Below are 12,497 nucleotides of genomic sequence, written 5' to 3'. Positions count from 1 at the left end.
ACGAATACAACAGTTGTGGTACGACCGTCGATACGGTCGTTCCTACCGGGCTACACGTCGCTCGTCGTTTCGGAATCGGGCACGGGTACGGGGACGAGATCGTCGAGATCGAACGCTCGATCTGGTTCCACCAGCCGGTACTCGCCGTCCTCGAGCGCGACGACGCCCTCGTGGCGGAGGTGATCGAGGTGCGCGTAGGCCTCGCCGGGGCCGTGGAGGATGTGAATACCCGCGAGGTCGCCGAACAGGTGAGCGCTGACGGTCCACGGGTCGGCCTGTCCGTGCTCCCGAAGAACCTCGAGGACGTTTTCGGTCCGCTCGCGGTGGTGAGCGGCGATCGTCAGCGCGCGGTCGGTCGGGTCCTCGATCGGATCCCGGTGGCCGGGCCAGACACGGTCGTAGTTGCGGTCGGCGATCCGCCGAAGGGTTGCGAGGTACTTCTCGAGGGGGCGCTCGACGCGGACGTCCGCGCCGCCGACGTTGGGCGTGTAGACGGGGAGGACGGCGTCGCCGACGAACGCCTCGGTGGCGTCGTCACCCTCGCCCTCGAGCGGTTCGAAACAACACAGTCCCGCCGCGTGTCCGGGCGCGTGGATCGTCTCGAGGCGATGGCCGCCGACTTCGAGCACGTCGCCGTCTTCGATCGGCGTCACGTCGGCCGGCTCACCCGTGATACCGTCCGCGGCCGCGAGGAATCCCAGCAGTTCGTCGCGGGGCTCGTCAGGGACGCCCCACCGCTCGAGTGACTCGCGGCGGCGTCGTTCGAAGTCCTCGACGGCGTCCGGCTCCTGTTCGACCAGCGGGGCGTCGGCTTCGTGGACGTAGACGGTCGCGTCCCCGGCGGCCTGAATCTCGCCGGCCAGTCCCGCGTGGTCCGGGTGGAAGTGCGTCAGAACGACCGCGTCGACGTCCGTAAAGTCGTAGCCGCGCTCGGCGAGCCCCTCGCGGAGTTGCGTTCGCGCGTCCGTGGTCGCGATGCCGGTATCGACGAGCGCGAGGTCGTCATCCCCGGCGGCGCTCTCGTCGGCGAGGACGTACGCGTTATTGCGCCCCTCGAACTCCTCGTTGTCCAGCGTGATCCTGTCCATATCGGGACACCATTCGCCGAACGGCCATAATTCGACGGGTCGCGGAACGAACCGTCCGGATTTCGGGCCTTTCGCCGCGACCGCTGCTACTGCGGTCCGGACTCGATGACGTCCTCGGATCGCCGCGCTGTGCCGTCCTCGTCGTCCCGCGAGTGCGTGGCCTCGATCGTGTACTCGAGCGGTCGAAGTTCGACGTCGCCGTAGAACCGCGGCAGTCCGAATTCAGACAGATGCACGCGTGGATAGAGGCGGAGCCGGAGCGAGGTGTCCGGCTCGAGCGTAAGCGGGATGCCGTTCGTCGTCCCCGGGACGAGTCGGGATTCCTCGTCCTCGATGACCAGCTTCTCCGACTCGAACAGCGGCTCCCGGCGTCGGTTTGTTGCCAGTTCCGAAACCGCTCGCTCGTGGATCTGCGGGTCGAGATGGTATTCAGTCGTCGCATGAACCCGGACGTTAGAGCCGTTCCGTATCTTCAGAACGGTATCGTACGAGACGTCGATCGCTGGCTGCCAGCCGTAATACAGGCAGAGTTTGATCAGATACGGCAGAGCGGCGACGAGCGCGATCAGCAACGAGAGTTCGCCGACTGGAATCCGGTCGAGCATGTCGCTGTCGGTGACTAGTCGCAGTATCAACTGATGGTTCTTACTACTACTCGAACGAAACTACGGTCTTGTGGTCCGCGGCAAAAGTCCAACCGAGACAGCGCCTACCGGTACGCTACCGGTGGTCGATAGAACGTCGGTGCGGCGGTTACCCCTCGAGTTCGGCCCGGAGCAACTGGTTCACGTCGCCGGGGTCGGCGCTGCCGCCGGTCTTCTGCATGACCTGGCCGACGAGGAAGTTGATCGCGCCGTCGTCGCCGGATTCGTAGTCCTCGACGGCACCGGGGTTCTCATCGATCGCCTCGACGACTGCCTGCTGGACCTCGTCTTCGCCGGTCTTGCCCAGTCCTTCCTCCTTGACGACCTCGTCCGGCGTGCGGCCGTCGTCCAGCATCGAGCGCAGCACCGTCTCGCGGGCGTTCTTGGCTGTGATCTCGTCTTCGGCGACGAGTTCGACGAGCCGCGTGACCTCCTCGAGGCGGCCCTCGATCTCCGTAATCTCCATGTCGCGGTAGTTGAGTTCGCCGAGCAGGTTGTCCGCGACCCACGTCGCCGCGAGGTCGGGGTCGAACTCCTGTGCGACGTTCTCGTAGAAGTCCGCGACCTGCTTGGTCGAGGTGAGCTTGGAGGCGGCCTCCTCGCTCAGACCGTACTCCTCCTGGAACCGCTCGCGGCGGGCGGAGGGCAGTTCCGGAATGGCGATTTCTTCCTTCCAGTGGGAGACGCGAAGCGGCGGCAGGTCGGCCTCCTCGAAGTACCGGTAATCTTTCTCCTCTTCCTTCGAGCGCATCGAGACCGTGATGCCCCGCGATTCGTCCCAGTGGCGGGTCTCCTGCTCGACCGCGCGGCCGCGCTGGATCGCGTTCTTCTGTCGGGTTTCCTCGTACGCGAGGGCCTTTTCAGCGCCCTTGTGGCTCGAGATGTTCTTGACCTCGGTGCGGTTGGCAGCCGCGAGGGCGTCCTCGCCGATCTCGTCGACGCCGTCGCCGTCGATTTCGTCCTCGGGGATGATCGAGAGGTTGGCGTCGATACGGAGGCTGCCGTCGCGCTCGGCGTTGAAGACGCCCAGGTACTCGAGGACTTCCTCGAGTTCGGCGAGGAACGCGCGCACTTCGGAGGGACTCCGGAAGTCCGGCGCCGTGACGATCTCCATCAGCGGCGTGCCGGCGCGGTTGTAGTCGACCAGCGTGTAGTCGGCGGTGTCGATCCCGCCGCCGACGTGCTGGAGGCTCCCCGGGTCCTCCTCTAAGTGGGCCCGTTCGATCGTCACCGAGCGGCGGGTGCCCTCGACGGAAACCTCGAGTTCGCCGTCGGCGCAGATCGGCTCGTCGTACTGGGTGATCTGGAAGTTCTTGGGCAGGTCGGGGTAGTAGTAGTTCTTGCGGTGGAACCGGGTCTCCTCGGGGATGTCCGCGTCGATGGCCTTGCCGATCTTGACGGCGGCCTCGACGGCGGCCTCGTTGAGGACGGGCAGCGCGCCCGGTAGGCCGAGACAGACCGGGCAGACGTTCTCGTTGGGCTCGTCGGTCGGCTCGGTCGAACAGCCACAGAAGATCTTCGTGTCGGTCTCCAGCTGGACGTGGACCTCGAGCCCGATGACGGTCACGAGGTCGCCCTGCTGGACGGTCTGGGCAGTCATTGGGCCCCGATTCGGGCTGGTTGGGGTAAAGCGTAACGACTGGCGGTCGACGGCGGCCGGCGGTTGCGGACGTAGGTCCCGTCGCGAGACGACCGGCGGATAGTACGTTACTTAGAACCAGCCTGAACTGCCGCTACAGCGATCCTGTGTGAACTGGATGTACCGCTCGTCGCTCTCGTACTCGGTCCGGACTTCGATGTAGAGCGAATCAGGCTCCTCGTCGTCCGGACACCCGGGATAGTACCGATACGTCCCGTGTATCGCGGGGGCGTCCTCGAGACGCACCCTGACGTGATACGGGTCGTTCTCGAGAACCTCCGGTTTCCGGTGTTTCCCCGCGACGATATCGGGATCATCCGGCGGCGCCTCGAGGTCGTACTGCTCTTGCAACACGACGGCCTCGGAGTAGCGGTCGGCGTTCGGACGGGATAGTTCGACAGCTAGGGTATGAGGTTCGGAATCGAAGTTCAGCAGAATCAGCGTCAGGGAGTTGCCGCCGGATCGAAGCGCCGTACAGCCGGCAGTCCGACCGTGCTCAGCCCGCCGCCGAGTGCGAGGACCTGTCTTCGAGAGGGCATACACCCCATAGATGATTGACAGCACAAATAGGTGGACGATCCGGACTGACGGTCGTCCAGTCGTTCGGGGTGATTGCGGGACGACGCCGGTCTTTTTGCCGGATGCTGTGAAAGGGTTAGTTGGAGGTGTGCTGAATGTCAACACAAAACAGCCAATCGTACTGGCAACGGTACCGGTCGGTACCGATCGTCTACCGGATCGGTGCAGCGTTCGTCCTCGGATCGATCGTCGGGCTGGTGGTCGGACAGCCCGCGACGGTGCTCCAGCCGCTGGGCGATATCTTCGTCCGGCTGCTGTCCATGATCGTCATCCCCATCGTGGTCTTTACCCTGTTGATGGGGATCAGACGCATCTCGCCGGCGCAACTGGGCCGGATCGGCGGCCAGGTGATCGCGCTGTACGCCGCGATGTCCGCGATCGCGGTCTTCATCGGACTGGCGGTGGCCAACCTGGTGAACCCGGGAACGGGCCTGACGTTGGCCGAAGACGTCCAGTTCGAACCCGAGGAGACGCCGGACTTCGTCGAGGTGCTGGTCGGCATCGTCCCCGAGAACCCGATCGGCGCGATGGCGGAGGGCGACGTCCTCGCGACGATCTTCTTCGTGATCGTCTTCGGACTCGCGCTGTTGTACCTCGAGGAGTCGAGCGACGACGAGACGGTGCAGGCGGGAATCGAGTCGATATTCAACATCGTCGAGGCGGGGACGGAGGCGCTGTTCAAGCTCGTCTGGGGCATCATGGAGTACGGCGTCATCGGCGTCTTCGCGCTGATGGCGGCCGTCTTCGGCGAGGCCGGCGCCGACGCCATCGCCTCCTTCGCGGTGCTGATCGCCGCGTTGACCGTCGCGATCTTGCTCCACATCGGGCTCGTCTACCTCGGCGGGCTGATTATGGCGCTGACCCGGCAGTCCCCCGTCGCCTTCCTCGCGGGCTCGAAGGACGCGATCGTCACCGCGCTCTCGATCCGTTCCTCGAGCGGGACCCTGCCGGTGACGATGTCCAACGCCGACGAGAACTTGCGGATCGACGAGAGCGTCTACGGGTTCTCGCTCCCGCTGGGTGCGACGATCAACATGGACGGCACGGCGATGTACCAGGGCGTCGTGGCCATCTTCGCGGCGAACCTCGTGGGCGTCCAGTTGACGATCGTCGAGCAGGTGACGGTCGTCCTCATCGCCGTCCTCGCGAGTATCGGCGCCGGCGGCGTCCCCGGGACCGGGCTGATCATGCTGACCTTGGTGTTGACGCAACTGGGGCTGCCGCTCGAGGTGGTCGGCTTCGTCGCCGGCGTCGACCCGATCCTCGACCGCCTGCGGACGATGACGAACGTGACCGGCGACCTCGCGGTGACGACGGTCGTCGCTCACTGGAACGACGCGATCGACTTTACCAGCGGCTCGTGGGCCGATCCGACGCAGGGCCTCGAGGTCGGCGGCGACACGGCCGCGGGTGACGACTGACTGCACTGGTCCGCTCGCTTTTTTCGGCGGGCGATTCGGGGCGGTCGGGAGCGCGACAGTCGGCGTCCCGCCGAATCGATCGCCGACCGCCGGTACGCGAGTCGAGCCCTACTCGGAGTCCTCGAGCAGATCGATCACGTTCTCGCGGCCGATCCGGAGCTTCTCGACAGTTCCCTCGTCGGCCATCGCCGAGACGACCCGCGAGGTCTTCGAGGCCGACCACTCGAGTTCGTCGGCGATCTCGGCCTGGCGTATTCGACCGCCGTTTCGCTCGAGCAGGCGCCGGACGCGGTCCTCGTCGGTGAGGAGTTCGGGATCCGGCGGGGAGGCGGAGTCCGCTCCGTCGGCCGAACTTGCACCGTCGTCGGCGACGCCGGTTGCCGCCCCGGTCGCTTCTCCGTCCGCCGAGTCGGCCGGCCCGCTCGCGGAGGAGAACGCACCTGAGAGTCTCGCGCGGATCCGCGCGACGGGTTTGCGGTCCGAGACGACGGCGACGGCGATACCGCCGAGGACGAGCGCGAGGGCGGCGATCGACGCGACGCCGACGAGCGGCGGGGAGAACGACCCGCTCGAGGCGGTCGTCTCGTCGGCGGCCGTCGCGTCCGATTCCGCGGGTTCGAACCGTACCGTCGGCTGCTGGTCGGCGAACTCCTCCGGCCCGGTCCAGACGACCGTCCGCCCTTCGGTTTCGGTCGGCGGCGGCGACGTCTCCGTCGGTTCGTACTCCGCGGGCGGCACGACCTCGAGGTAGTCGCCGTCGCCGAGGTAGAGGCCGCCCTCGAACACGTCGCCGACGACGACCGCGTCGTCCGCAACCGTGGCGAAGTTCGTCCAGGTGACCGAGTAGGTGACGACGCCCCACCGCCGCGGCAGTTCCTGGATCGACGTCTCCGCGCGAAACGCCGACGCGGTCATGTTCCGACCGGTCGCGTCGGCCGCGCCCGAGACGACGCCGGTCATCCGCTGCTCGAACCGGTCGCGGTAGGTCTCGCGGTCGGCGCGAAACTGCTCCTGAAAGGCCCGATAGTCCTCGACGTCGGACTCGTTCGTGAGGCGCGTCCGAACCGAGATCGACCAGCGGGCGGTCCCGTTCGCCTCGAGTTCGATCCGCGTGACCGTCGCGTCGGCTTCGGGGAGGTCCGCCGTTGCGATGAGGGACGTGTCGTCGCTCGCGCTACCCGATTGGGCGGGCACCGTCGACGCGCCGACGGGAACGACCGCTGCCGATAGTATAAGAACAGCAACAAATAGTGCAGTTACGATGCAGTCGAATACGGTTCTCACGGGTGCCCCGCTGTTGTGAGAGCTATCGTATAAGCGTACTGTCTGGGCAGAAAATAGACAGAAAATCGATGCAAATCGGTGCAAACGGGCTCCCGTGCATCCGCGCAAACGGTGCAAATCGCCGCAAATCGGCCCGATGATCGACCCCGTTTATGGGGACGTCCCGTCGATGCGCAAGCGACGATGATCCGACGACTACTGATCGCCTCCCTGGCTGTACTGCTCTGTACGAGCGCCATCGGCCCGGCGGTCGTCGCCGGCGCCGGTGCCGGTACCGGCGCCAGTGTGGCGACCCAGACCCAAAACGAATCGACGACGAACGACAGCGTCACCGTGACGACCGGCGCACAGCTCTCGACGCTCGTCACCGCGACGAGCAACGAGGTGCGCACGGAGTTCGAAAACGCGGCGTTCGAGGAACGGCTGGAACGCACCGACAGCGACGACGAGGCCCGCGCGGCCGCGATCGCCGACCGTGCTGCGGTCCTCGAGAACCGATCCGCGACGCTGCAGGCTGAGTACGACGAGGCGACCGCGGCCTACGAGGCCGGCGACATCGACGAATCGACCTACGCCCAGCGGCTCGCGTCGGTGAACGCCCGCGCACAGGGCGTCGTCTCGAGTTACGACCGGCTCCTCGAGCGAGCCGACGACGTCTCGCCCGACGCGCTCGACGCGGCCAACGTGTCCGCGTCGGAACTGCGCGAGCAGCGCGACGCGGTCGCCCAGCTGACCAGTACGGGCACCGACGCGCTCCGCCGGCAGTTCACCGGCGAGGCGCAGGGCGAAGCCGAAATCGAGATCGAGACCGGCGGTGGCGTCTCGATCGAAGCCGAAACCGAGGACGGCGAGCGGAGCCGCGAGTTCGAGCGACCGCGCGACGGCGACGGCTCCCTCGACATCTCCCAGTCCGAGGCACGCGAGGCTGCAACTGACGCGCTCTCGGCCGTCGACGGCAACTGGACGCTCGACGAAAGCGAGAGCGACGCCGACGACGGCGTCTACGAGTTCGAGTTCAGCCTGACCGGCAATGCGACCGGCGAGGCCGAGATTAGCGTCGACGGCGAAACGGGCACCGTCTTCGAACTCGAGGAGGAGATCGAAGCGCCCGACGCCGGCGACGCTGACGACGCCGAAGCGCCGGAGATCGACGAACGGGATGACGATGATGCGGACGAAGACGAACGCGAAAACGAAAGCGAGCGCGAGAACGACGACGAACGAGAGACCGACCGCGACGACGACGGGGCGCTCGAGACCGACGCTACCGTCGAGAACGGCACCGTGACTGTCACGGTGACGCACAACGGCAGTGCGGTGTCGGGAGCCGACGTCGTCGCGAACGACGAGTCCGTCGGCACCACCGGCGACGACGGCACCGTCTCGTTCGCGGTCCCCGACGGCGCGGACGAACTCGAGATCGACGTGACCCACGGCGACCTCGAGGCCGAACTCGAACTCGATCTCGCGGACGACGACCGCCGTGCCGAGGACGGCGCGGACCGCGAGGATGGTGACGAACGGGACGATTCGGACGACGAAGACGACGCGGACGAGGACGACGAAGACGACGAGACCGACAATGAGACCGATACAACGGACGAATCCACGAACTGATCGCGGTCGGGGACGTCTGCGAACGTACGCCGCGTGGCTCCTCGCCCTCGCGCTCGTCGCCGTCGCCGCGACCGGGGGCGCCGCCGCAAGCCCCGGCGTCGGTACCGGTCAAAGCGCCGAGCAGGGCGACGACCGGGCGGCCTCCGACGAGGCATTCGTCGTCGCCCTCGAGGACGACGGCGACGCGACGGTGACCGTCCGCGTCGCGTTCGACCTGACGGACGAAGCCGAGCGAGCGGCCTTCGACTCGCTGCGCGAGAACGAAACGAAGCGCGACCGCCTCGAGGCGCGGACCGAGCAGCGGTTTCGGACGATCGCCGCCGAGGCAGCTTCCGAAACCGGGCGCGAGATGACCGTCGAAAACGTCCGCACGTCGTTCGAGACGGTCGATGGGGGCGACCGCGGTGTCGTCTCCGTGGCTGCCGACTGGCGCGGCCTCGCGGCGACGGCGGACGGGACCCTCCGCGTGACCGAGCCGTTCGCCAGCGGATTCACGGCCGATCGGCCGGTCGTCCTCGAGCTACCGGACGGGTACGAACTCGCCGCGTCCGATCCGACACCGGCCGACCGGACCGCCGAGCGTGCGGTCTGGGACGCGAACACCTCCTTCGAGGGGTACGAGGCCGCGATCGAGCCGGCGGACGACGGCGGGACGGCTGCCGAGGGAACGGGCGACTCCCTGCCCGGCCCCGGCGTCGTCGGCTCGCTGGTGGCGATCGGCGGCGGCGTCTGGCTGTCTCGTCGCCGCTAGGCGGTTCCACGGCTCCTAGCCGACCGCGACCCGACGCCGCCGCGGTCGTGGTCGGCTTCGATTTTCCGTTTCAATTCCGCAGACTACCGGGCCGCCTCGAACAGGTTCTCGAGCGCCGCGGGACTCTCGTGCTGCGCAGGCCACCGCGGTCGTCGCTCGCGGGCGATCCGGGACTGATCACGCTACCGTTCGCGGTGCCACAGTTCGAGCGTTCGCCCGAGGTGGCTCGAGATCGGGACGACGCGGCCGCAGGCGGTGACCAACTCGAGTGGAGGGGACGTCACGGTCACCGACACTCTCGCGCCGAGCGTCCGCGCTCCGCGTTACTCCGCGAGCGCCTCGGCGACGACTTCGATCGGCGTCGGCGGCTCCTCGGCCGCGTCGGACCGGTCTCCGAGCTGCGTCCGACAGGACGCGCCGGGGGCGACGACGCGGTCGCCCTCGCTGTCGTCGACCTGCTCGTACAGCACCTCCCCGATCGCCTTGCTCATCGAGTAGTGCTCGGCTTCGTAGCCGAACGAACCGGCCATCCCGCAGCACGTCGAGTCGAGCGGATCGACCGCGTACCCCGCCCGTCGGAGGACCCCGACGGCGTGGTGGTCCTTGGCGTGGGCCTTCTGGTGGCAGTGGCCGTGATAGGCGAGGTGGGTGTCGGGTGCGTCGAACGCGAGCGTCTCGTCGAGACGGAACGTATCGAGGTACTCGCAGACGCCGTAGGTGTTCTCCGCGACCGCCTCGACCTGCTCGTGGTCGAACAGGTCGCGGTAATCCGACTGGATCATGACGGCGTCGGACGGCTCGAGCAGGACCACGTCGTACCCGTCCTCGACGTAGGGCAGCAGGTCGTGGACGGTCTGCTGTGCGTTTTCGGCGGCCTCGTCGAGCAGCCCTTTCGAGTAGGCGGGGCGGCCCACGTCGCGCGGCTCCGCGACCTCGACGTGGACCCCCGCGGCCTCGAGCACCTCGAGGGCTGCCTCGCCGGCCTCGGGGTACTCGTGGTTGGTGTAGACGTCCGGGACGAGGACGACTCGCCGTTCGGCGTCCGCCGCCGGGACGGCTGGCCGGTGGTCCGCGACGCGCTTTGCGAACGTGTTTCGCCGGAACGTCGGCAGGTCTCGCTCCCGCGAGATGCCGAGCAGTTTCTCGGCGACGAGGCCGCTGCCGGGGATCGCGGTCGCCCAGTTCGAGAGCGGCGCGGTCGCCGACCCCAGCTTCGCGAGCGTCTCGAAGTTGGCGAACATGCGGTCCCGTAGCGAGGTGCCCGCTCGCTTGTGGTGTTCGTAGGTGAGTTCCGCCTTCATCTTGGCCATGTCGACCCCGCTCGGGCAGTCGTGCTTACAGCCCTTGCAGCCGATACAGAGATCCAGTACCTCCTCGACGAACTCGTCGCTGAACTGTTCGTCGGGATCGAGATTCCCGCTCATCGCCTGTCTGAGGGCGTTCGCTCGCCCTCGCGTCGAGAGGATCTCCTCGTCTTCGGCGCGGAACGTCGGACACATCACGCCCCCCGTCGTGGACTGCTCGCCCCGACAGCCGCCACAGCCGTGACAGAGCTCGGCCATCCCCTGGAAGCCGTTGTCGTTGTCCCACTCGAGGTGCGGATCGAATCCGGCGTCGAACGCGTAGTCGGGGCCGAACCGGTGGTTCTCCGTCATGTCGGTGGGATCGTCGTCGCGGAAGACGACCTGTCCCGGGTTCAGGAGCCAGTCGGGGTCGAACGCCGTTTTCAGCTCCTGGAACGTCTCCCACATCTCCTCGCCGTACAGCTTGCGGTTCCACTGGGTGCGCGCGCGACCGTCGCCGTGTTCGCCCGAGACCGAGCCGTCGTACTCGACGACGAGGTCCGTCACGGCGTCGGCGATCGATTCCATCGCTTCGAGTCCCGCTTCCGTCTTCGTGTTCACGAGCGGTCGAATGTGGAGGACGCCGGGGCCGGCGTGGGCGTAGAAGCTGGCGTAGGTGTCGTGATCCTCGAGGACCCGCTGAAAGTCCGCGACGAACGCCCGGAGGTTTTCCGGCGGGATCCCGGTGTCCTCGATGAACGCGACGTGTTTCTCGTCGGTCGTCCGCGAGAGGAGGATCGGCAGGCCGGACTTGCGGAGCTTCCAGATCTTCGCCCGACTGTCCGCGTCGTAGGCCTCGATCGCGTCGAACGCGAGCTCGTCGGCGTCGGAGATCGTTCGATCGGTCTCGTCGTCGGCCTCGCCGTCGGGATCGACGGTCGGGCAGCGATCGGCGAGCAGGTTCGCGACCTTCCGCTTGCCGTCGTCGAGGTCGTCGGCGTAGAACTCGACGACTAACACGGCGGCCGTCCCGTCCGGAAGCATCTCGGTGACGGGAGCGAACTCGGGCGTGTTCCGGGCGAGGTCGATCATCACGTCGTCGATCACCTCGACCGCGGCGGGATCGTGGTCGACGATCGGCTCGACGTCGTCCATCGCGTCGAGTACCGACTCGTAGGCCAGCAGGGCCATGCTCTTTTCCTCGGGGATCGGCTCGAGCGACACCGTCGCCTCGGTGACGATCGCCAGGGTCCCCTCGCTGCCACAGAGCAGTTTCGCGAGGTTGACGGTGCCGCCCTCGGCGTCGGGTTCGCCGATCCCGCGCTCGGCACCGCGAGCGTCCTCGACGAGCCAGTCGAGGTTGTAGCCGGAGACGTTGCGCTTGAGGTCGGGATAGGTCTCCTCGATCAGGTCGCCCCGCTCCTCTAAAATGCGAGCCACCTCGGCGTAGATCGCCGCCTCGAGGTCGTCGCCGTCGGCGAGCTCGGGCAGGTCGTCGACGGCGACCTCGCCGAAGGTCGTGACGGTGCCGTCCGCGAGGACGACCTCGACCTCCTCGACGTAGGCGTCGGTCTTCCCGTACTGCAGGGAGTGAGCGCCGGTCGAGTTGTTGCCGATCGCGCCGCCGAGCGCGCTCTTGTCCCCCCAGGCGGGATCGGGCGCGAACTTCAGTCCGTGGGGTGCCAGCGCCTCGTTAAGCGACTCGAGGTAGATCCCCGTCTGGGCGGTCGCCCGCCGCGCGTCTGGATCGACGTCGACGACGCCGTCCATGTCTCTCGTGAAATCGAGGACGACGGCCTCGTTGACGGTCTGGCCGGCGAGGCTCGTTCCGCCGCCGCGGGGTAGCACCGGAATCCCCCGCTCGGCGCAGTACTCGACGACGGCGGCGACGTCCTCGGTCGATCGCGGGAAGACGACCCCGATCGGCGTCACCTCGTAGATGCTCGCGTCGGTCGCGTACAGCTGACGTGAGTACGAGTCAGCGCGGACCTCGCCGGCGATCCGCCGCTCGAGGTCGGCGACCAGCTCCGGCCGATCGATATCGTCGCTGCGGTAGTCGTAGTTCGCCTGCGGATCGAGTGCAGGGTCCTGGTCTGTCGTCGGTCGATCGGCCGACACGATCGGATCGGTGGAATCAGTTGGATCAGTTGCCATGTGTTCGGTTGGATCGGTTGCTACGTGTCGCTGCAGT

9 protein-coding genes are annotated in these 12,497 nt (G+C 67.2%); 3 read left to right on the top strand and 6 right to left on the bottom strand.

From position 1 onward, the window contains the following. Positions 1–50: 50 nt before the first annotated feature. The 4 genes from ATJ93_RS11140 to ATJ93_RS11125 all read right to left on the bottom strand — a co-directional run bounded on the left by ATJ93_RS11140 (position 51) and on the right by ATJ93_RS11125 (position 4,052). Positions 51–1,088 (bottom strand): MBL fold metallo-hydrolase, encoded by a 1,038-nt coding sequence (locus ATJ93_RS11140; RefSeq protein ID WP_120244709.1) that lies wholly within the window; start codon positions 1,086–1,088, stop codon positions 51–53. Between the two features lie 86 nt (positions 1,089–1,174). Then, positions 1,175–1,693, bottom strand: a complete 519-nt coding sequence (locus ATJ93_RS11135; RefSeq protein WP_120244708.1) for a hypothetical protein — start codon at positions 1,691–1,693, stop codon at positions 1,175–1,177. Between the two features lie 148 nt (positions 1,694–1,841). Further along, positions 1,842–3,332, bottom strand: coding sequence for an Asp-tRNA(Asn)/Glu-tRNA(Gln) amidotransferase subunit GatB (gatB, locus tag ATJ93_RS11130; protein ID WP_120244707.1), 1,491 nt, complete (start codon positions 3,330–3,332; stop codon positions 1,842–1,844). 111 nt (positions 3,333–3,443) lie between these two features. Further along, positions 3,444–4,052, bottom strand: a complete 609-nt coding sequence (locus ATJ93_RS11125) for a hypothetical protein (protein ID WP_245977548.1) — start codon at positions 4,050–4,052, stop codon at positions 3,444–3,446. Here ATJ93_RS11125 and ATJ93_RS11120 point away from each other — a divergent pair. Continuing rightward, positions 4,046–5,371, top strand: a complete 1,326-nt coding sequence (locus ATJ93_RS11120) for a dicarboxylate/amino acid:cation symporter (RefSeq protein WP_120244706.1) — start codon at positions 4,046–4,048, stop codon at positions 5,369–5,371. The genes ATJ93_RS11125 and ATJ93_RS11120 overlap by 7 nt on opposite strands. A gap of 108 nt (positions 5,372–5,479) precedes the next feature. Here the strand turns inward: ATJ93_RS11120 and ATJ93_RS11115 are convergent, their stop codons facing one another. After that, positions 5,480–6,655 (bottom strand): DUF7345 domain-containing protein, encoded by a 1,176-nt coding sequence (locus ATJ93_RS11115; RefSeq protein ID WP_147376642.1) that lies wholly within the window; start codon positions 6,653–6,655, stop codon positions 5,480–5,482. A 183-nt stretch (positions 6,656–6,838) separates the two neighbouring features. Here ATJ93_RS11115 and ATJ93_RS11110 point away from each other — a divergent pair, with 183 nt between their 5' ends. Both ATJ93_RS11110 and ATJ93_RS11105 read left to right on the top strand, forming a co-directional pair. After that, the gene (locus ATJ93_RS11110) at positions 6,839–8,272 is read left to right on the top strand and encodes a hypothetical protein (RefSeq protein ID WP_120244704.1); all 1,434 of its coding nucleotides are present in this window, start codon (positions 6,839–6,841) and stop codon (positions 8,270–8,272) included. Beyond that, on the top strand, positions 8,238–9,023 hold the full coding sequence (locus tag ATJ93_RS11105; RefSeq protein WP_120244703.1) for a DUF7345 domain-containing protein: 786 nt from the start codon (positions 8,238–8,240) through the stop codon (positions 9,021–9,023). Before ATJ93_RS11110 ends, ATJ93_RS11105 begins: the two co-directional genes overlap by 35 nt. A gap of 323 nt (positions 9,024–9,346) precedes the next feature. On the opposite strand, the gene ATJ93_RS11100 is transcribed toward ATJ93_RS11105, so the two are convergent. After that, on the bottom strand, positions 9,347–12,460 hold the full coding sequence (locus ATJ93_RS11100) for an FAD-binding and (Fe-S)-binding domain-containing protein (RefSeq protein WP_170155558.1): 3,114 nt from the start codon (positions 12,458–12,460) through the stop codon (positions 9,347–9,349). Positions 12,461–12,497: the final 37 nt, after the last annotated feature.

Source organism: Halopiger aswanensis (assembly GCF_003610195.1).
GTDB lineage: Archaea > Halobacteriota > Halobacteria > Halobacteriales > Natrialbaceae > Halopiger > Halopiger aswanensis.
Note: the sequence above shows the minus strand (reverse complement) of the source record. Positions and strands in the feature narration are given on the sequence as shown.

What these genes read in the sequence shown, in the direction of transcription:
- ATJ93_RS11140 (WP_120244709.1), bottom strand. Translation starts at nt 1,088, where the DNA reads ATGGACAGGATCACGCTGGACAACGAGGAGTTCGAGGGGCGCAATAAC.
- ATJ93_RS11135 (WP_120244708.1), bottom strand. Translation starts at nt 1,693, where the DNA reads ATGCTCGACCGGATTCCAGTCGGCGAACTCTCGTTGCTGATCGCGCTC.
- gatB (WP_120244707.1), bottom strand. Translation starts at nt 3,332, where the DNA reads ATGACTGCCCAGACCGTCCAGCAGGGCGACCTCGTGACCGTCATCGGG.
- ATJ93_RS11120 (WP_120244706.1), top strand. Translation starts at nt 4,046, where the DNA reads ATGTCAACACAAAACAGCCAATCGTACTGGCAACGGTACCGGTCGGTA.
- ATJ93_RS11110 (WP_120244704.1), top strand. Translation starts at nt 6,839, where the DNA reads ATGATCCGACGACTACTGATCGCCTCCCTGGCTGTACTGCTCTGTACG.
- ATJ93_RS11105 (WP_120244703.1), top strand. Translation starts at nt 8,238, where the DNA reads ATGAGACCGATACAACGGACGAATCCACGAACTGATCGCGGTCGGGGA.
- ATJ93_RS11100 (WP_170155558.1), bottom strand. Translation starts at nt 12,460, where the DNA reads ATGGCAACTGATCCAACTGATTCCACCGATCCGATCGTGTCGGCCGAT.